This is a genomic window from Microcella daejeonensis, assembly GCF_026625045.1.
GTDB classification, from domain to species: domain Bacteria; phylum Actinomycetota; class Actinomycetes; order Actinomycetales; family Microbacteriaceae; genus Microcella; species Microcella daejeonensis.
This window is the reverse complement of record NZ_CP113089.1, coordinates 1985114-2005231: the sequence shown is the minus strand read 5'-3', so window position 1 is coordinate 2005231 and position 20118 is coordinate 1985114. Positions and strand designations below refer to the sequence as shown.

Sequence of the window (20118 nt, the reverse complement as noted above, 5' to 3'; positions counted from 1 at the left end):
TCTATGGCTGGGGTCGGACGTCGAAGACGGAGGGTCATCCATGATGGCGTCGAGTATAACGAGCGCTCCTCCGGCGCCCGCCGTGAGCATCCGCCCCGATCGGCGGATCACCAGGAGACCGGCAGCGCCTTGCCCTCCTCGTAGCCCGCCGCCGACTGCACGCCGACGACCGCCCGCTCCGCGAACTGCGGCAGGGTCGCCGCGCCCGCGTAGGTCATCGACGAGCGCAGCCCCGAGGTGATCATGTCGAGCAGGTCGTCGAGCGAGGGCCTCTGGGGGTCGAGCAGGATGCGCGAGCTCGAGATCCCCTCCGCGAACAGCGTCTTGCGCGCCCGCTCGAAGGGGTCGAGACGGCGGAAGCGCTGCTCGACGGCCTTCGTCGACGCCATCCCCCACGACTCCTTGTACCAGCGCCCGTCCTCGTCGACGAGGATCTCGCCCGGCGCCTCGAGGGTGCCGGCGAACCAGGAGCCGATCATCACGGCCGAGGCGCCCGCGGCGAGAGCGAGGGCCACGTCGCGCGGGTAGCGCACCCCGCCGTCGGCCCAGACCCGGGCGCCGTGCTCGCGCGCGGCCTCGGCCGTCTCGAGCACCGCCGAGAACTGGGGGCGGCCTACCGCCGTCATCATGCGCGTCGTGCACATCGCCCCCGGGCCGACGCCGACCTTGAGGATGTCCGCTCCGGCCTCAGCGAGATCGCGCGCCGCCTGCGCCGTCACGATGTTCCCGGCGACGATCGGCACCCCGAGAGACCGGGCCGCGACCGCGCGCACCGCCTCGATCATCTGCTGCTGGTGCCCGTGGGCGGTGTCGAGCACGAGCACGTCGACGCCGGCCTCGACGAGCGCCGCGGCCCGCGCCGCGGGATCGCCGTTGACGCCGACGGCGGCGGCGACGCGCAGGCGGCCGTGCGCATCCCGAGCCGGCTCGTAGAGGGTGGCGCGCACGGCGCTGCGAGCGCTCAGCGAGCCGATGATGCGGCCGTGGTGCATGACGGCGACGGCCTCGACCCCCGCCGCCTCGATGAGGTCGAACGCCTGCCGCGGCTCGGTGACGTCCTCGTCGTCGACCGCGGGAACCGCCTCGGCGACCACGTCGCCCAGCTCGGCATCCGGCAGCACGTGACGCAGGGCGGCGACGGGGATGCACCGCACGGGCTCCCCCGCGCCGTCGACGAGCGTCAGCAGGGCGCCGGGGGTGTCCGGCGCGAGCCGCAGGGCCTCGGCGACGGTCGTGCCGCTGCCGACGCGCACGAGCGGGTCGAGCACGGCGTCGGCCGACTTCACGGCGCGGATGGCGGTGTCGAGATCCTGCAGCGGGAGATCCTGCGGAAGCACCCCGAGCCCTCCCCTCCGGGCCATCGCGGCGGCCAGTCGAGCGCCGGTCACCGAGGTCATGTTCGCGGCGACCAGCGGCACGCGCATCCCGCTCGGATCATCGACCGTCAGGTCGACCCCGAGGCGGCTGCCGACCTCGGAGCGCGCGGGGACGAGGAACACGTCGGAGTAGGTCAGGTCGTGGTGTGGCCGCTCGGTGATGAATCGCACGGATGAACGCTAACCACCCCCGCCGACGGCCGGTAGTCGCGGCCGGAAGTGGTTAGGCTTGACCGGGCGGAACCAGCGACGGCTCCGCGCGATCCGAACCTCGATTTTGGGAAAGTGGGCGGTCGGCTGTGTCAAGCCAAGTGACCGGAGTCAGCCAGGACGGCGGCGCCGCGGGCGATTTCGGTGCCAACGAGTGGCTCGTTGACGAGATGTACGAGCAGTTCCAGGCGGACAAGAGCTCGGTCGACCCGTCATGGTGGCCCATCCTCGAGAAGTACCAGGCGGCCAAGAACGGCGACGCCGCCCCCGCCGACGCCGAAGGGTCCGCGCACGCCGGCCCCGAGGTCATCCCCGTCGTCGAGATCCCGGCCGACGCGCCCGAGGCGACGACCGCCGCGCAGCCGGCGGCCTCGGTGCCCGCCACCGGCGGCCAGCCCGTCACCGGCAGCCAGCCCGTCGCGCGCACCACCTCGATCGCGCCGCAGCCGCAGCCGATCCCGGCGCAGGCTCCGACCTCCTCGGCGGCCCCCGCCGATCTCGACGACGAGCCGGTCGCTCCCGCGGAGGACGTCGTCACGCCGCTGCGCGGCATGGCCAAGGCGCTCGCCACGAACATGGACGCCAGCCTCACGGTGCCGACCGCCACGAGCGTGCGCACCGTGCCGGCGAAGCTGATGATCGACAACCGCATCGTCATCAACAACCACCTCAAGCGCGCCCGCGGCGGCAAGGTCTCGTTCACGCACCTCATCGCCTGGGCGATGGTGCGGGCGCTGAAGGAGTTCCCCAGCCAGAACGTCTTCTACGACGAGGTCGACGGCAAGCCCGTCGTCGTCACCCCGGCGCACATCAACCTCGGCATCGCGATCGACATGCCGAAGCCCGACGGAACGCGCGCGCTGCTCGTTCCCGGCATCAAGAAGTGCGACACGATGGGCTTCGGCGACTTCCTCGTCGCCTACGAGGACGTCGTCAAGCGCGCCCGCGACAACAAGCTCGCCGCCGTCGACTTCCAGGGCAACACCATCTCGCTGACGAACCCCGGCGGCATCGGCACGGTGCACTCGGTGCCCCGCCTGATGAAGGGCCAGGGCGCGATCATCGGCGCCGGCGCGCTCGACTACCCGGCCGAGTTCCAGGGCGCGTCGACCGAGACGCTCGCCGATCTCGGCATCGGCAAGACCATCACCCTGACGAGCACCTACGACCACCGCGTGATCCAGGGCGCCGGCTCCGGCGAGTTCCTGAAGAAGGTGCACGAGCTGCTCATCGGCCAGCGCGGCTTCTACGAGGACATCTTCGCCGACCTGCGCATCCCCTACGACCCGATCCACTGGGCGCAGGACATCAACGTCGACCTCTCGGGCGCGATCTCGAAGACGGCGCGCGTGCACGAGCTCATCAACTCCTACCGGGTGCGCGGCCACCTCATGGCCGACGTCGACCCGCTGGAGTACCGCCAGCGCTCGCACCCCGACCTCGACATCGCCAGCCACGGCCTCACCTTCTGGGATCTCGACCGCGAGTTCGTCGCCGGCGGCTTCGGCGGCAAGCGCACGATGCTGCTGCGCGAGATCCTCGGCGTGCTGCGCGACTCGTACTGCCGCACCGTGGGCATCGAGTACATGCACATCCAGGACCCGGCGCAGCGCCGGTGGTTCCAGGATGCTCTCGAGAAGCCCTATCAGAAGCCCACGCACGACGAGCAGATGCGCGTGCTCGGCAAGCTCAACCAGGCCGAGGCCTTCGAGACCTTCCTGCAGACCAAGTACGTCGGGCAGAAGCGGTTCAGCCTCGAGGGCGGCGAGTCGGTCATCGCGCTGCTCGACGAGATCCTGCAGGGCGCGGCCGAGGCCGAGCTCGACGAGGTCGCCATCGGCATGGCGCACCGCGGCCGTCTGAACGTGCTCGCGAACATCGCCGGCAAGACCTACGGCCAGATCTTCCGCGAGTTCGAGGGCACGCAGGACACCCGCGGCTCGCACGGCTCCGGCGACGTGAAGTACCACCTTGGCACCGAGGGCGTCTTCACCGCGATGAGCGGCAAGCAGATCCCCGTCTACCTCGCCGCGAACCCCTCGCACCTCGAGGCCGTCAACGGCGTGCTCGAGGGCATCGTCCGCGCGAAGCAGGACCGCAAGGGCGACGGCAGGTTCAGCGTGCTCCCCGTGCTCGTGCACGGCGACGCGGCGATGGCCGGCCAGGGCGTCGTGCTCGAGACCCTGCAGCTCTCGCAGCTGCGCGGCTACCGCACCGGCGGCACCGTGCATGTCGTCGTCAACAACCAGGTCGGATTCACGACCCCTCCCGGCGAGGCGCGCTCGTCGATCTACTCGACCGACGTCGCCAAGACCATCCAGGCGCCGATCTTCCACGTCAACGGCGACGACCCCGAGGCCGTCGTCCGCGTCGCGGAGCTCGCCTTCCGCTACCGGCAGGAGTTCAAGCGCGACGTCGTCATCGACCTCGTCTGCTACCGCCGGCGCGGGCACAACGAGGGCGACGACCCCTCGATGACGCAGCCGCTCATGTACAACCTCATCGAGGCCAAGCGCAGCGTGCGCACGCTGTACACCGAGTCGCTCGTCGGCCGCGGCGACATCACGGCCGAGGAGTTCGAGGCCGCCCACAAGGACTTCCAGGACCGCCTGGAGATCGCCTTCGCCGAGACGCACGCCGTGCAGACCGGGTCCATCCCGGTCGTCGACGGCGCCGGGACCGCGACCGCGGGCGAATCCGCCGAGCCGGCGGAGCCCGAGACCACGGGCGTCGACATCGCCGTCGTGCAGCACATCGGCGACGCGCACGACAACCCGCCCGCGGGCTTCACCATCCACGGCAAGCTGCAGGCGATGCTCAAGAAGCGCGTCGACATGAGCCGCAACGGCGGCGTCGACTGGGGCTTCGGCGAGCTGCTCGCGCTCGGCTCCCTGCTCATGGAGGGCACGCCCGTGCGCCTCGCCGGGCAGGACTCCCGCCGCGGCACCTTCGTGCAGCGCCACGCCGTTCTGCACGACCGCAGCAACGGCCAGGAGTGGCTGCCGCTGGCGAACCTGTCGGACAACCAGGCGAAGTTCTGGATCTACGACTCCCTGCTCAGCGAGTACGCCGCGATGGGCTTCGAGTACGGCTACTCGGTCGAGCGCCCCGACGCGCTCGTGCTGTGGGAGGCGCAGTTCGGCGACTTCGTCAACGGGGCGCAGACCATCGTCGACGAGTTCCTGTCCTCCGCCGAGCAGAAGTGGAACCAGCGCTCGAGCGTCGTGCTGCTGCTGCCGCACGGCTACGAGGGCCAGGGCCCCGACCACTCCTCCGCCCGCATCGAGCGGTTCCTGCAGCTCGCCGCCGAGGACAACATGACGATCGCCCGGCCCTCCACGCCGGCCTCGTACTTCCACCTGCTGCGCCGCCAGGCCTACGCCCGGCCCCGTCGCCCGCTCGTGGTCTTCACCCCCAAGGCGATGCTGCGTCTGCGCGGGGCGACGAGCGACGTCGCCGACTTCACCTCGGGTCGCTTCGAGCCGGTGATCGACGACGCGCGCATCACCGACGGCGCCGCCGTGCGGCGCGTGCTCGTGCACGCCGGCAAGATCCACTACGACCTCAAGAGCGAGATCGAGAAGCGCGGCACCGAGGGCATCGCGCTCGTGCGGCTGGAGCAGCTGTACCCGCTCCCCGACACCGAGCTGCAGGCCGTGCTCGATCGGTACCCGAACGCCGAGATCGTCTGGGTGCAGGACGAGCCGGAGAACCAGGGCGCGTGGCCCTTCTTCGCGCTCGAGAGCGCGAAGCGCTCCGGCCCGCGTGGAGTGCGTGTGATCTCGCGCGCCGCCTCGGCCTCCCCCGCGACGGGCTCGACCAAGCGCAGCGCGCAGGAGCACGCCGCGATCATGGATGCCGCGCTGAGCGACTAGAGCCGCGGAACGCCGAAGGGCCCGTCACCTCACGGTGACGGGCCCTTCGGCGTCATCCCGAACCCGCATCGAACGGCGCGGGAGTCGCGACGCCGCCGCTCAGACGTTCGCGTCGGCGCGCAGGATGGCGCCCTCGATCATGGCCCGCAGCTCGTCAGGAGCCTTCTCCTGGCACGACTGCTTGACCTTCTCGGTCAGCGTGATGCCGACGAGGTGCTCGGCGGAGCAGTCGTCGCAGTTCGCCATGTGCTCGCGGATGTCGTTGCACTGCTGCTCGCTGAGCTCGTTGTGCAGGAACTCCTCGAGCTCGGCCTTGGCCTTGTCGCAGCCGCAGTCGCTCATCTCGTCCTCCTCGGGGCCGTGCTCGCGACCATGCCGCGCTCGCGCGCGTAGTCGGCGAGGGAGTCGCGCAGGAGACGGCGGCCGCGGTGCAGGCGGCTCATCACGGTTCCCACGGGGGTCTTCATGATGTCGGCGATCTCCTGGTAGGAGAAGCCCTCGACATCGGCGAGGTACACCGCGAGGCGGAAGTCCTCGGGGATGGCCTGCAGGGCGTCCTTCACGACGCCGGAGGGCATCCGGTCGATCGCCTCGGCCTCGGCCGAGCGGCTCGAGCTCGAGGTCGCCGACTCGGCGCCCCCGAGCTGCCACTCGGCGAGCTCGTCGACCGAGCCCTGGTAGGGGTCGCGCTGCTTCTTGCGGTACACGTTGATGAACGTGTTCGTGAGGATGCGGTAGAGCCAGGCCTTGAGGTTCGTGCCCTGCTCGAACTGGCCGAACGCGGCGAAGGCCTTCACGAAGGTCTCCTGCACGAGATCGGAGGCGTCGGCGGGGTTCTTGGTCATGCGCATCGCCGCGCCGTAGAGCTGATCCATGAAGGGCAGGGCCTGCTCCTGGAACAGCACGCGGCGCTCGGCGAGCTCCGCCTCGCGGGCGAGAGCATCGGTCGCCTCGGCCACGCGTGCGGCGTCCGTCTGGGCCGTCTCGGCCCGCAGCTCGTCAGTCATCGAGCGCCAGTGTACTGAGCGCTCCTGCTCGCGGAATCCGCGCGGCGCGAGGGGTGCATCCAGCGTCATGGTGCTCATGGCGCCTCCTGTTCCTGTTCGCGGCTGCCGATACTCTGATAACCGATGCTGATCTCGAATAATTCCGGCCCGCAGTTCTCGCCCTACGGCGATGAGGAGCGCCCCGGCACCACCGATCCCGTCGCGGCCGATGGCGCGTGGCCCGCCCCGCGCGCCCGCGGCCCGCTGGATGCCCGCCTCACCCTCCCCGGATCGAAGAGCCTCACCAACCGCGAGCTCGTGCTCTCGGCCCTCGCCGACGACCCCTCGCTGCTGCGCCGCCCGCTCCACTCCCGCGACTCCGCGCTCATGATCGAGGCGCTGCGCGCGCTCGGCGTCGTCATCGAGGAGGTGCCGGGCGAGGGCCTCTACGGGCCGGATCTGCGCATCACTCCCCCGGCCGAGCTCGCGGGCTCGGCGAGCATCGACTGCGGCCTCGCCGGCACGGTCATGCGCTTCCTGCCCCCGGTCGCCGCGCTGGCGCTCGGCCCGGTCGCCTTCGACGGCGACGAGGCGGCCCGTCGCCGCCCGATGCGCACCACGATCGACTCGCTGCGCGCCCTCGGCATCGACGTCAACGACGACGGCCGCGGCACCCTGCCGTTCAGCCTCTGGGGCGCGGGCGCCGTGCGCGGCGGCGAGGTCGAGATCGACGCGAGCGCCTCGAGCCAGTTCGTCTCGGGGCTGCTGCTCGCCGCCCCGCGCTTCACCGAGGGGCTCACGCTGCGCCACACGGGCGAGCACCTGCCCTCGATGCCGCACATCGAGATGACGGTCGCCGCCCTCGCCGCCCGCGGCGTCGAGGTCGCGAGCCCCGACGAGGGCGTCTGGGTCGTCGCCCCCGGGCCGATCGCCGCGGCCGAGATCGACATCGAGCCCGACCTCTCCAACGCCGCGCCCTTCCTCATCGCCGCGCTCGTCGCCGGCGGCACCGTCGCGATCGAGGGCTGGCCGCGCGCGACGACGCAGGTCGGCGACGACCTCGCGCGCATCCTGCCCCGCTTCGGGGCGACCGTGCGCCGCGACGGCGAGGCGCTCGTCGTCGACGGCGGTGCCGGGCTGCTCGGCGGCGCGGCCCTGCCCGGGCTCGAGCTCGACCTGTCGACCGGCGGCGAGCTCGCTCCGGCCCTGGTCGCCCTCGCGGCCCTCGCCGAGGGGCCGAGCCGGGTGACCGGCATCCGCCACCTGCGCGGGCACGAGACCGACCGGCTCTCCGCCCTCGCCGACGACCTCAACGGCGTCGGCGGCGCGGTCACCGAGCTCGACGACGGGCTCGCCCTCGAGCCCGCATCCCTCACCGGCGGCCCCTGGCGCGCCTACGAGGACCACCGCATGGCGACGGCCGGGGCCATCGTCGGTCTCGCGGTGGACGGCATCGAGGTCGACGACATCGCCTCGACCGCCAAGACGCTGCCGCAGTTCGCCGAGCTGTGGCGCGGGATGCTCGCCACGAGCGCGGCCCCGGCCGAGCGCGCAGGGCAGCAGCCCGGATGAGCTGGCTGCCGCCCGACGACGACGACCTCGACCCCTACGGCGAGTACGACGAGTCGTCGGTGCGCGCGCGCCCGAATCCGAAGGCCAACCGCCCCCGCAGCAAGCAGCGGCCCGCCCACGTCGATGCGGTCGTCGGGCGCATCGTGACCGTCGACCGCGGGAGGTACCTGGCCCTCGTCGACGAGAACGGCGAGGAGGAGCGCGAGGTCATCACGACCCGCGCCCGCGAGCTGCGCAAGACCGCCATCGTGACGGGCGACCGCGTCGACGTCGTCGGCGACGTGAGCGGCGAGGAGGGCGCTCTCGCCCGCATCGTGCGCGTGCACGACCGCCGCACCCTGCTGCGCCGCAGCGCCGACGACACCGACGTCGTCGAGCGCATCGTCGTCGCGAACGCCGACCAGCTCATGATCGTCGTCGCGGCCGCCGACCCCGAGCCGCGCCCGCGCCTCGTCGACCGCTACCTCGTCGCCGCCTTCGACGCCGGCATCGCGCCCCTCATCGTCGTCACGAAGACCGACCTCGCCGACCCGGGGCCGTTCCTCGAGCACTTCGCCGGGCTCGACGTGGCGGTCGTGCGCAGCTCGAGCGAGGACCCGCCCGTCGACGAGCTGCTCGCCCACCTGCGCGGACGCACGACCGTCGCCGTCGGGCACTCGGGCGTCGGCAAGTCGACGCTCGTGAACGCGCTCGTGCCGGGAGCCGGTCGGGCCACCGGTCACGTCAACGCCGTCACCGGGCGCGGGCGGCACACGAGCTCGTCGACCGTCTCGCTGCGCCTGCCCGGAAGCGAGGGCTGGATCATCGACACCCCCGGCATCCGCTCGTTCGGGCTCGGGCACATCAACCCCGACAGCATCGTCACCGCCTTCGGCGACCTCGCCGCGATCGCCTCGACCTGCCCGCGCGGCTGCACCCATCTGCCCGACAGCCCCGACTGCGAGCTCGTCGAAGCCGCCGAGCGGGGCGAGCTCGGCCCGCTCGGTCCGCAGCGGCTCGACTCGCTGCAGCGCCTGCTCACGACCCTCACCCGCTCGGCGTACTGAGCCTCGCCTGCGCCGGGCGGCGCGACCCCGGGGCGGGCGGCGCCGCGCGGCGCGCGCGTACGCTGGAGGCGTGACCGAGCATCCCGACCTCGCAACCGATCTCGCCGCCGACCTGGACCTGGCCCTCGACCTCGCCGCGCAGGCCGACGCCGTCTCGCTCTCGCGGTTCCGCGCCATGGACCTCGCCGTGACGACGAAGCCCGACCGCACCCCCGTGACCGACGCCGATCGCGAGGTCGAGCGGGTGATCCGCGAGGGCCTCACCGCCGCCCGCCCCGACGACGGCGTGCTGGGCGAGGAGCTCGGCACCTCCGACGGCACCGGTGCGGGCATCCACCGCCAGTGGATCATCGACCCCATCGACGGCACCGCCAACTTCCTGCGCGGCAACCCCATCTGGGGCACCCTCATCGCGCTCGCGATCGACGGCGTGCCGGTCGTCGGCGTCGTCAGCTCCCCCGCCCTCGAGCAGCGCTGGTGGGCGGCCCGCGGGCACGGCGCCTTCACCGCGCGCACCGGGGCGCATCACGATCGGGATGCCCGGCCGCTGCGCGTGAGCGGCGTCGAGACCCTCGCCGACGCCGTCGTGTCGTACAACAGCCTGCCCGGCTGGGACGACGCGGGTCGCCTCGACGGCCTGCTCGCCCTCGCCCGGGCGAGCTGGCGGGCCCGGGCCATCGGCGACATGTGGTCGTACATGCTCGTCGCGGAGGGCGTGCTCGACGTCGCGGGGGAGTTCGACCTGCAGCCCTACGACATGGCGGCCCTGCAGCCCATCATCGAGGAGGCCGGCGGGCGCTTCACCTCGGTCGACGGCGAGGAGGGGCCGTGGCACGGCTCGGCGCTCGCCACGAACGGGCTGCTGCACGAGGAGGCCCTCGCGCTCGTGCGGGCGACCGGGGCCCCGTCGTGACCGCACCGCTCCCCCGTCCGCTCGGCGGGGCCGTGCTGGCCGCCGCGCTCGTGCTCGCCGGGTGCGCGGGCGTCGACGGGGATGACGCGGAGCCGCGCGGCGACGTGTTCTCCCTCGAGGTCGGCGACTGCCTCGGCGAGGCCGAGCTGGGAGCCGAGATCGACTCCGTCGAGGTGCTGCCGTGCGATGAGCCGCACGCGAGCGAGGTCTACGCCTCGATCATCCTCGGCGACCCCGAGTTCCCCGGCATCGCGGCGATCACGGCCGAGGCCGACGAGCGGTGCCTCGCCGAGTTCGAGGCCTTCACGGGCGGGCCGTGGACCGACTCGGCCTACGACTTCACCTACCTGCACCCCACCGAGGGCAGCTGGGCCAACGGCGACCGCGAGATCCTCTGCCAGATCTACGACCCGGCGGGCCCCACGACGGGGAGTCTGCAGGGCGCCGCCGGATGACCGCCCGATCGGCCGGCCCGGGCGGGATGCGCGCCGCGCATTCGCGCACGACTGTGCGGGGCGTCACACGCTCGTAACAGCGAAAGCATAGGGTCAAGTGATCCGCGAGGGGGCCGGTCAGCCGTTCCCCGTCGCGCGCACCCAGCACCGTCCAGCGTCACAGACCGGAGGAACACCTCAATGAGAGCAACTTCGCGACACACACGGCCCATGGCCGCCCTCGCCATGCTCGCAGCGGGAGCCATCGCGCTCACCGGCTGCGTGCAGAGCGAGCGCGACGGATCCGCAGGAGAGGGCGACGGCCCCGACGGCACGTTCGTCTTCGCCGCCTCGGGCGATCCCGTCAGCCTCGACCCGGCCTTCGCCAGCGACGGCGAGTCCTTCCGCGTCGCCCGCCAGATGTTCGAGGGCCTCGTCGGCGTCGAGCCCGGGTCGGCCGATCCGGCACCGCTGCTCGCCGAGTCGTGGGAGCAGTCGGAGGACGGCCTCAGCTACACCTTCCAGCTGAAGGAGGGCGTGAGCTTCCACGACGGCACCCCCTTCGACGGCGAGGCCGTGTGCGCCAACTTCGACCGCTGGTACAACTTCGAGGGCCTGGCGCAGAGCCCGGGCCTCGCGTACTACTACGGCAGCCTCTTCCGCGGCTACGCGGGTGACGAGGCCGCTCTCTACGAGAGCTGCGAGGCCACCGGCGAGACCGAGGCCGTCATCACCCTGACGACGCCGTTCGCCGGATTCATCGCCTCCCTCTCGCTGCCCGCCTTCTCGATGCAGAGCCCCACGGCTCTCGAGGAGTACGGCGCCGACGAGGTCGGCGGCACCGACGAGGCCCCTGTGCTCTCGGAGTACGCCACGGCGCACCCGACCGGCACCGGCCCCTACGTCTTCGAGTCGTGGGACGTCGGATCGCAGCTCGAGCTCAGCGCGAACCCCGACTACTGGGGCGAGGCGGGCGATGTCACCGACATCATCTTCCGCGTGATCGACGACCCGAACGCGCGCCGCCAGGCGCTCGAGGCCGGCAGCATCGACGGGTACGACCTCGTCGCCCCCGCCGACACCGTCGCGCTCGAGGACGCCGGCTTCCAGATCGTGCCGCGCGACCCGTTCACGATCCTGTACCTGGGCTTCAACCACGCCATCCCGGAGCTCGCCGACGTGCGCGTGCGCCAGGCGATCTCGCAGGCGATCGACAAGGAGCAGCTCATCGCGCAGACGCTCCCCGAGGGCACGCAGCTGGCCACCCAGTTCATCCCGCCCGTGGTCGCCGGCTACAACGAGGACGTCACCACGTACGACTACGACCCCGAGGCCGCGCGGGCGCTGCTCGCCGACGCCGGGTACCCCGACGGGTTCTCGCTGGACTTCAACTACCCGACGAACATCTCGCGGCCGTACATGCCCACCCCTGAGCAGGTCTTCACCAACCTGAGCAGCCAGCTCGCCGAGATCGGCATCGAGGTCAACCCGCAGCCGAACGAGTGGGGCGAGTACCTCAACCGCGTGCAGAACACGCCCGACCACGGCATCCACCTCCTCGGCTGGACGGGCGACTACAACGACACCGACAACTTCGTCGGCGTCTTCTTCGGGGCCGAGAAGCCGGAGTTCGGCTTCGACAACCCCGAGCTGTTCTCCGCGCTCGACGAGGCCCGCGGCCTCGGCGACCTCGAGGAGCAGCTGCCGCTCTACGAGTCGATCAACGAGCAGATCGCGCAGTTCATCCCGGCCGTGCCGCTCGCTCACCCGGCTCCCTCGCTCGCCTTCGGCGAGCGCGTGGAGAGCTACCCGGTGAGCCCGGTCAACGACGAGGTGTTCAACCTCATCGAGCTGGCCGAGTAGTACCGCCCGAGACGGGGGCGGAACCCACGGGTTCCGCCCCCGTCCCCCTGCGACCGGAAGGACCCCCCTCGTGCTCCGTCTCATCGGCAAACGGGTAGCGCTGCTCGTGCCGACGCTGTTCGGCCTCTCCCTGCTGCTCTTCCTCTGGGTGCGCTCACTGCCCGGAGGACCCGCCACCGCACTGCTCGGCGAGCGCGCCACGCCCGAGCGCGTCGCCGAGGTCAACGCCGCCTACGGCTTCGACCGCCCCATCCTCGAGCAGTACGTGACCTACATCGGTCGACTGCTCTCGGGCGACTTCGGGGTCTCCATCCAGACCGGCCGCCCGGTGCTCGAGGAGTTCGCCAACCGCTTCCCGGCCACCATCGAGCTCACGATCGTCGCCCTCATCGTCGCGATCGGCATCGGAATCCCGCTCGGATACCTCTCCGCCAAGTACTACGGCAAGGCGCCCGACCACGTCGCGGTCGTCGTGAGCCTCCTCGGCGTCACCATCCCGGTCTTCTTCCTCGCCTTCATCCTCAAGTACGTCTTCGCGGTCGAGCTCGGCTGGTTCCCGCCCGACGGCCGTCAGGATCCGCGCATCGACGCCACCGACGTCACGGGCTTCGCCGTCCTGGACGGGCTGCTGACGGGCGAGTTCGACGCCTCCGGCGACGCCCTCATGCACCTCGTGCTGCCGGGCATCGCGCTCGGCACCATCCCGCTCGCCATCATCGCGCGCATCACGCGGGCATCCGTGCTCGAGGTCACCGGCGCCGACTACGTGCGCACGGCGCGCGCCAAGGGCCTCTCGAGCGGACTCATCCGCGACCGCTTCGTGCTGCGCAACGCGCTGCTGCCCGTGGTCACGACGATCGGTCTGCAGCTCGGCCTGCTCATCTCGGGCGCGGTGCTCACCGAGACGGTCTTCGCCTTCGCGGGCATCGGCAACTTCCTCGCCGACGCGATCTTCCGACGCGACTTCCCCGTGCTGCAGGGCTTCATCCTCTTCATCGCGATCCTGTACGCCCTGATCAACCTGCTCGTCGACATCAGCTACAGCATCATCGACCCCCGGGTGCGTGTTCAATGACCAACAGCCTTCCTCCCGCCGCCGCTCCGATCGGCGGAACTCCCCGCCCCGGCGGCTCGGCCTCGGCCGACCTCGCCGGCTCGAGCCTCTGGCGCGACGCCTGGCGTCGACTGCGCCGCAATCCGCAGGCCATCGCGGGCGCGCTCGTCGTGCTGGCGTTCGTGCTCATCGCCGTGCTCGCCCCCGTGCTCGCCCCCTACCCGGGCGAGGCGCTGCCCGGCCAGCGCGAGGTCACCCCGACCTTCCTGCCGGGCATCGGCGAGAACCCCGCCTTCCCGCTCGGCATCGACCGCTTCGGCGGGGACGTGCTGAGCAAGCTCATCTGGGGAGCGCAGGCCTCGCTGCTCATCGGCCTCATCTCGACGGCTCTCGGGCTCGCCGGCGGCATGCTGATCGGCTGGGTCGCCGGAACCTTCGGCGGCTGGATCGACAACGTCATCATGCGCTTCGTCGACATCCTGCTCTCGGTGCCGAACCTGCTGCTCGCCGTGAGCATCGCGGCCATCCTCGGGCAGAACCCGGCCGCGATCATGATCGCCATCGGCGTCTCGCAGGTGCCCATCTTCGCCCGCCTGCTGCGGTCGTCGATGATCGCCCAGCAGAACAAGGAGTACGTGCTCGCAGCGCGCACGCTCGGCCTCAGCAAGAGCGCGGTGAGCCTCTCGCACATCCTGCCGAACAGCCTTGGCCCCGTCATCGTGCAGGGCACCCTGAGCCTCGCCACCGCCGTCATCGAGGCCGCGGCGCTGTCGTTCCTCGGCCTCGGCGGCGGACGCCCCGAGACCGCGGAGTGGGGTCGCATGCTGACCTACGCGCAGAACGAGCTGGCGATCGCGCCGCACCTGGCGTTCCTGCCCGGCCTCTGCATCGCCATCACGGCGCTCGGCTTCACCCTGCTGGGCGAGTCGCTGCGCGAGGCGCTCGACCCGACGGCCGGCACCCGCCGCTGACGCGGGTTCCTCGCGGCCCGGGCTCCTGCTCGGGCCGCGAGGTCGCGCCTGCGCTGCGGACTAGGCCGCGCCGAGCGCCGCGCCCGGGATGGAGGCGAGGAGCGCCTTCGTGTACGGGTGCTGCGGGCTCTCGAACAGCTGCTCGCTCGGCGCCTGCTCGACGATGCGCCCGTTCTGCATGACGCAGACGTGGTCGCTGATGAGACGCACCACGGCGAGGTCGTGGCTGATGAAGAGGTAGCTGAGCCCGAGCTCGCGCTGCAGGTCGGCGAGCAGATCGAGGATCTGCGCCTGCACGAGCACGTCGAGCGCCGAGACCGGCTCGTCGCAGACGATGAGGCGCGGCTTAAGCGCGAGCGCCCGCGCGATGGCGACGCGCTGACGCTGCCCGCCGCTGAGCTGCGAGGGGTAGCGGCTGGCCGTGCTCGTCGGCAGCGAGACCTGCTCGAGCAGCTCGTGCACGCGCGCACGGCGCTCGCTGCCCGAGCCGCGGCCGTAGACGGCGAGCGGCTCCTCGATGATGCGCTGCACCGTGAAGGAGGGGTTGAGCGAGGAGTACGGATCCTGGAAGACCGGCTGCACGTTCTCGCGGAAGCGGCGGAGCGCCGCAGTATCCATCGCCGAGACGTCCTCGCCGTCGAAGCGGATGCTGCCGCTCGTCGGCTCGATCGCCCGCAGCAGCATGCGCGCCGTCGTGGTCTTGCCCGAGCCCGATTCGCCGACGATCGCGACGGTGCTGCCGCGCGGGATGCTCAGGCTCACGCCGTCGACGGCGACGAAGTCGTCGCGGCGCCCGCGGCGGCGGTAGACCTTCGTCAGGTCGCGGATCTCGACGATGTTGTCGACCGCGTCGGGAGCGGCGGCAGTCGGCGCGCCCGTCGACCCGTCGGAGCCCTCGCCCTCGCCCGCCACGGCGGTCGGGACGGCGGTCGGCCGCGAGATCGGCACGGCGCGCGCGATGGCGACGCTCGGCGCCGCCGCGACGAGGCGGCGGGTGTACTCGTGCTCGGGCTGCGAGAGGATCTGCTCGGCCGAACCGGTCTCGACGACGCGGCCCTTGCTCATGACGACGACGCGCGCGGCGCGCTCCGCGGCGAGCCCGAGGTCGTGGGTGATGAGCAGCACGCTCGTGCCGAACTCGTCGGTCATGCGCTCGATCTGGTCGAGGATGGTGCGCTGCACGGTGACGTCGAGGGCGCTGGTCGGCTCGTCGGCGATGAGGAGGCGCGGCCGGCAGGCGAGGCCGATGGCGATGAGAGCGCGCTGGCGCATGCCGCCCGAGAGCTCGTGCGGGTACTGCTTGGCGGTCGCCGCCGGGTCGGGCAGGCCCGCGGCCGCGAGGGCGGCGTGCACGGCGGCGTCGAGCCCGTCGCGGCCGACCATGTCGTGCGCGCGCAGCGTCTCCGCGACCTGGGTGCCCACCTTGGAGACGGGGTTGAGGTTCGACATCGGATCCTGCGGGACGAGGCCGATGGAGGCGCCGCGCACCTTCTGCATGCGCGACTCGGCGAGCCCCACGAGCTCGGTGCCGTCGAAGCGGATGCTGCCGCGGGAGACGTCGCCGTTGCCGGCGAGCAGGCCGATGACCGCCATCGCCGTCGTCGACTTGCCCGAGCCCGACTCGCCGACGATGGCGACCGTCTCGCCCTCGGCGACATCGAGATCGACGCCGGTGACGGCCTCGACGATGCCGCCCGGGGTGCGGAAGCCGATGGTGAGGTCGCGGACCTGGAGGAGGGGGCTCGACGGCGTACTCATCCGACCATTCTGTCGGCTGCGGCCGCTCGGCGCGCGCGCAGCGCGCAGACGTCACGGGCTGGAAACATGCCGCGGGCCGCGCGCAGACGAGCAGCCCGCGGCGCGGCGAGGGCGGGCACGGGCGGCTCTAGCGGGCGAGAACCGCGCGGAGGGCATCCATCAGGGCCGTCGAGGGGTCGTCGCTCATCGTGAGCGAGCGCCAGGCGACGTGCTTGTCGGGGCGCACGAGCACGCAGCCGTCCTCCTCGATGCCGCGGATGCGCTCCCAGTCGTTGTAGACGTCGGTGACCTCGCGGCCCGGGCCGATGACGATCGCGGTGAGCGGGATGCCGAGCTCGGCGGCCGCGGCCTCGGCAGCGGTCGCCCACTCCTCCCCCGCGATGCCGGTGAGCAGGGTGAAGGCGCCGGTGGCCGCGACGTCGTGGGTCGAGACCTTCTGCCGGTCGCGCAGCAGCCAGGCGTGCGGCAGGCGCGCGCCGGGGTAGGTCGTGGCCTCGTAGTAGAGCTCGGGGTCGCGGGTCGGCACGGGCCGCTCGGTGCCGTCGGGCACGACCGCGGCGGAGTCGTACTGCTGGCCCAGCTCGACGCCGAGGGCGTTGAACTCGTAGTCCTTGAGCTCGATGGCCTTCGTCAGCGCCGCGCGGCGGGCGCGGGCATCCGGCGTGTTCTCCTTCCGCGCGTCGATGTTCGCCTGCATCTGCACGGGGTCGCTCGTGCCGAGCACGCCGAGGGCCTCGAAGATGGGCCCGAACTCGGCGCCCGACTTGTTGGCGCGCAGCACGATCTGCTTCGCGACGGGCGCGCGCTCGGCCTGGTAGCTGTCGAGCAGAGACTGGCCGGCGAGGCCCTTGATGACGTAGGCGAGCTTCCAGGCGAGGTTGTAGGAGTCGCCGATCGAGGTGTTCGAGCCGAGCCCGTTCGACGGCGGGTGGCGGTGGATCGCGTCGCCCGAGCCGAAGACGCGCCCGTTCGACAGGGTCGTGGCGTACATCTCGTTGTTGCCCCACAGCGAGGTGCCCGTGATCTCGACGGGCAGCTCCTGATCGCCGACGAGGTTGCGCACGATCTGGATGGCGGCCGCCTCGTCGACCTCGGGCGGCGGCTGCGTGATGTCGTAGCCCCAGACGATGAGCCACTCGTTCCACGGGCGCACCATGCGCACGAGCCCCATGCCGATGCCGCCGATGTTCGAGCCGGGCTGCAGTACCCAGTAGAGGACGCTCGGGCGGTGCGCGACGAGGTGGCTCAGGTCGGATTTGAAGGTGATGTTCATCGAGCCGGCGATGTCCATGCGGCCCTCGTACTCGAGGCCCGCCTGCGCGGCGACGACCGAGCGCGCGCCGTCGGCGCCGATGAGGTAGCGGGCCCGGATGCCGTACTCCTCGCCCGTGAGCCGGTCGCGCACGGTGACGGTGACGCCCTCGTCATCCTGCTCGAACGAGACGAACTCGGTCGAGAACCGCACGACGGCGCCGCGCTCGGCGGCGGTACGGATGAGGATGGGTTCGAGCAGGTTCTGCGGCAGGTCGCAGTTGAGGCTCGGGCTCGCCGCCTCGTAGTCGGCGTGACGCGCGGGCGAGGTGCCCCAGGTGTGCATGCGCCCGAGCTCCTCGCCCGTGAGCGAGGTGCAGAAGACGGTATCGCCCATGAGGTGGTGCGGCACGGCCTCGGCGAGCACCTGCTGCTCGATGCCCATGTCGCGGAAGATCTCCATCGCGCGCTGGTTGGTGATGTGCGCGCGCGGCGTGTTCGCCGTCCAGCTGTACTTCGTGATGACGTGGGTGCGGATCCCGTGGGTGGCGAGGAACACGGCCGCCGAGGCGCCGGCGGGGCCGCTGCCGACGATGAGGACGTCGGTCTCGATGCGGATCTCGGTCATGGTGCGTCTCCTGTGCTGGGGGTCGATGCGGTCGTCGGGGCCGGTGCGGCGGGGTCTCGGGATGCGAGGCTCAGGCGCCCGTGGGCGCGAGCACGATGTCGAAGGTGGTCGAGCTCCACGGCTCGTCGACGCGGCGGCCGGGCGCCTCGCCCGGCTCGTGCCGCTCGAAGTCGAGGATGAGGCTCTGCTTGACGCCGAAGACGGCGTCGTCGCCGAGCCACTCGTCGCCCGCGACGAAGATGTGCGTGATGAGGGTCTCGAATCCCTCGGCCTCGACCATGAAGTGGATGTGCGCCGGGCGCATGACGGAGCGGTTCGTCGCGGCGAGCAGGTCGCCGACGGGACCGTCGTGCGGGATGGGGTACGCGGCCGGCTGCACCGTCCAGAAGTCGTACTCGCCGTTCGCGTCGGTGAAGAGGTGCGCGCGCGCCTGCACGACGTCGCCGACGTACTGCACGTCGTAGAAGCCGTCCTCGTCCGCGCCCCAGACCTCGACGCGGGCGCCGGCGATCGGTGCGCCGTCGACGCCGGTGACCCGGCCGCGCACGTGGCACGGCATGCCCTTGACGCCCTCGCCCATGTCGCCCCCGCGCGGGATCTCTGGGCTGTTCTCGAGGAAGAACGGCCCGAAGACCGTCGACTCGGTCGCCGAGGCGGAAGCGGGCGCGTTCATGCCGACGGTGAGCATCGAGAGGCCGAGCACGTCGCTCAGCAGGATGAACTCCTGCCGGCGGTCGTCGGTGATGTGCCCGGCACGGGTGAGGAACCCGATCGCGGCCTCCCACTCGGGGGTCGTCAGCCGCACCTCGCGGGCGAAGGCGTGCAGGTGGCGCGTGAGCGCCTGCATGAGGTGCTGCAGCCGGGCATCCCCCGCGCCCTCGAAGCTCGCGACGACCTCGTCGGTCACGCGCTGCTCGCGCGCCGCCTGCTCGTGCGCATCGCCGAGGGTCTCGTGCTCTGCCGTCATGTCGCCGCCACCTCTCTGTGGTTGCTGGGAGTGCGAGTGCCGCGGGGTCGACCCTGTCGCCGCCCCTCGCCGCACTGTACTCTAGGCGAACCGAAGTTCGCTATCCGAATACCATGCATCCGCATATTACGCGGCGAGCGCGCGCGACCGACAGGAGCACCCCGTGGAATTCCTCTACACCGCCCTCCCCTACCGCGTGACGTTCGGCGCCGGGTCGAGCCGCACCGCCGTCGCGGGCGAGCTCGAGGCGCTGGGCCTCCGCCGCGTCATGCTCATCGCCGCCGAGGCGGAGAGCGCGCTCGCCGACGAGCTGAGCGCCCCGTGGCGCGACCGCGTGGCGGTGCGCTTCAGCGGGGTGCGCCCGCACGTTCCCGACGCGGTCGCCGAGGAGGCCCGCCGCGTCGCCGCCGAGCACGACGTCGACGGCCTCGTCTCGATCGGCGGCGGCTCGACCACCGGCACGGCCAAGATCGTCGCGCTCACCACCGGCCTGCCGATCATCGCCATCCCCACCACCTACGCCGGCAGCGAGATGACGCCGGTCTGGGGCCTCACCACCGCCGCGCGCAAGGAGACGGGGGTGGATGCCCGCGTGCTGCCGCGCAGCGTCGTCTACGACGACGAGCTCGTCGCCACCCTCCCCGACGACCTCGCCGTGGCCTCGGCGCTCAACGCCATGGCCCACTGCGTCGAGTCGTTCTGGACGCCCGCCTCGAACCCGATCGTGCGCCTCATGGCCGGCGAGGGCGTCCGCGCGCTGGCCGAGGGCCTGCGCGGGATCCGCGGCGCGCACCGCGACGCCGCCCGCGAGCGCCTCGTCTACGGCTCCTTCCTCGCCGGCATGTCGTTCGCCGCCGCCGGATCGGGCCTGCACCACAAGATCTGCCACGCCCTCGGCGGCGCCTTCGACCTGCCGCACGCGCAGACGCACGCCGTCGTGCTGCCGCACGTGCTCGCCTTCACCGCGCCCGCGGCCCCCGAGGTCGCCGCACGCCTCGCGGAGGCCCTCGGCGTCGACGATGCCGTCGAGGGTCTTCGCGAGCTCGGTCGCGAGGCCGGCGCGCCCCGCGGACTGCGCGAGCTCGGCCTCACCGAGGCGCAGCTCGAGGAGGCCGTGGGCATCGTCGAGGCGAAGCTGCCGATCGAGCACCCGGCTCCGGTCGACCGCGCGGCGATCGAGGGGATCCTGCGCGGCGCGTTCGGCTAGGCGCGAG

General features: G+C 72.0%; 15 protein-coding genes. 9 read left to right on the top strand and 6 right to left on the bottom strand.

Annotated elements, in window-relative coordinates; translation table 11 throughout:
- Nucleotides 1-107 precede the first annotated feature (107 nt).
- Entirely contained in the window at nucleotides 108-1547 is a 1440-nt protein-coding gene (gene guaB1, locus OVN18_RS09755) for a GMP reductase (RefSeq protein ID WP_267780568.1), read from the bottom strand.
- A gap of 128 nt (nucleotides 1548-1675) precedes the next feature.
- Between guaB1 and OVN18_RS09750 the strand changes: the two genes are divergently transcribed.
- A complete protein-coding gene (locus OVN18_RS09750) occupies nucleotides 1676-5461 on the top strand; it encodes a multifunctional oxoglutarate decarboxylase/oxoglutarate dehydrogenase thiamine pyrophosphate-binding subunit/dihydrolipoyllysine-residue succinyltransferase subunit (RefSeq protein ID WP_267780566.1) in 3786 nt (1261 codons plus the stop codon).
- Nucleotides 5462-5560: 99 nt separating this feature from the next.
- On the opposite strand, the gene OVN18_RS09745 is transcribed toward OVN18_RS09750, so the two are convergent.
- Both OVN18_RS09745 and OVN18_RS09740 read right to left on the bottom strand, forming a co-directional pair.
- A complete protein-coding gene (locus OVN18_RS09745) occupies nucleotides 5561-5803 on the bottom strand; it encodes a zf-HC2 domain-containing protein (RefSeq protein ID WP_267780564.1) in 243 nt (80 codons plus the stop codon).
- A complete protein-coding gene (locus tag OVN18_RS09740; protein WP_407666085.1) occupies nucleotides 5800-6468 on the bottom strand; it encodes a sigma-70 family RNA polymerase sigma factor in 669 nt (222 codons plus the stop codon). Before OVN18_RS09740 ends, OVN18_RS09745 begins: the two co-directional genes overlap by 4 nt.
- Nucleotides 6469-6591: 123 nt before the next feature.
- Between OVN18_RS09740 and aroA the strand changes: the two genes are divergently transcribed.
- The 7 genes from aroA to OVN18_RS09705 all read left to right on the top strand — a co-directional run bounded on the left by aroA (nucleotide 6592) and on the right by OVN18_RS09705 (nucleotide 14300).
- Entirely contained in the window at nucleotides 6592-8019 is a 1428-nt protein-coding gene (gene aroA / locus OVN18_RS09735; RefSeq protein WP_267780562.1) for a 3-phosphoshikimate 1-carboxyvinyltransferase, read from the top strand.
- A complete protein-coding gene (gene rsgA / locus OVN18_RS09730) occupies nucleotides 8016-9065 on the top strand; it encodes a ribosome small subunit-dependent GTPase A (RefSeq protein WP_267780557.1) in 1050 nt (349 codons plus the stop codon). Before aroA ends, rsgA begins: the two co-directional genes overlap by 4 nt.
- A gap of 70 nt (nucleotides 9066-9135) precedes the next feature.
- A complete protein-coding gene (locus OVN18_RS09725; RefSeq protein ID WP_267736828.1) occupies nucleotides 9136-9978 on the top strand; it encodes an inositol monophosphatase family protein in 843 nt (280 codons plus the stop codon).
- A complete protein-coding gene (locus OVN18_RS09720; protein WP_267780555.1) occupies nucleotides 9975-10433 on the top strand; it encodes a septum formation family protein in 459 nt (152 codons plus the stop codon). The genes OVN18_RS09725 and OVN18_RS09720 overlap by 4 nt, the downstream gene beginning before the upstream one ends.
- Before the next feature lie 210 nt (nucleotides 10434-10643).
- Nucleotides 10644-12275 carry an ABC transporter substrate-binding protein gene (locus OVN18_RS09715; protein ID WP_267736826.1) on the top strand — a complete coding sequence of 544 codons (1632 nt, stop codon included), beginning with the start codon at nucleotides 10644-10646 and terminating at the stop codon, nucleotides 12273-12275.
- Nucleotides 12276-12345: 70 nt separating this feature from the next.
- Nucleotides 12346-13350 (top strand): ABC transporter permease, encoded by a 1005-nt coding sequence (locus tag OVN18_RS09710; protein WP_267780554.1) that lies wholly within the window; start codon nucleotides 12346-12348, stop codon nucleotides 13348-13350.
- On the top strand, nucleotides 13347-14300 hold the full coding sequence (locus tag OVN18_RS09705; protein ID WP_267736822.1) for an ABC transporter permease: 954 nt from the start codon (nucleotides 13347-13349) through the stop codon (nucleotides 14298-14300). Before OVN18_RS09710 ends, OVN18_RS09705 begins: the two co-directional genes overlap by 4 nt.
- A gap of 60 nt (nucleotides 14301-14360) precedes the next feature.
- Here the strand turns inward: OVN18_RS09705 and OVN18_RS09700 are convergent, their stop codons facing one another.
- From OVN18_RS09700 to OVN18_RS09690, 3 genes are all read right to left on the bottom strand, one after another.
- On the bottom strand, nucleotides 14361-16058 hold the full coding sequence (locus tag OVN18_RS09700; RefSeq protein ID WP_267780553.1) for an ABC transporter ATP-binding protein: 1698 nt from the start codon (nucleotides 16056-16058) through the stop codon (nucleotides 14361-14363).
- A 127-nt stretch (nucleotides 16059-16185) separates the two neighbouring features.
- Nucleotides 16186-17937, bottom strand: a complete 1752-nt coding sequence (locus OVN18_RS09695) for an FAD-dependent oxidoreductase (protein WP_267780552.1) — start codon at nucleotides 17935-17937, stop codon at nucleotides 16186-16188.
- A gap of 70 nt (nucleotides 17938-18007) precedes the next feature.
- The gene (locus OVN18_RS09690; protein ID WP_267780550.1) at nucleotides 18008-18904 is read right to left on the bottom strand and encodes an intradiol ring-cleavage dioxygenase; all 897 of its coding nucleotides are present in this window, start codon (nucleotides 18902-18904) and stop codon (nucleotides 18008-18010) included.
- Nucleotides 18905-19067: 163 nt separating this feature from the next.
- Here OVN18_RS09690 and OVN18_RS09685 point away from each other — a divergent pair, with 163 nt between their 5' ends.
- Entirely contained in the window at nucleotides 19068-20111 is a 1044-nt protein-coding gene (locus tag OVN18_RS09685; RefSeq protein ID WP_267780549.1) for a maleylacetate reductase, read from the top strand.
- The last annotated feature ends 7 nt before the right edge of the window (nucleotides 20112-20118 follow it).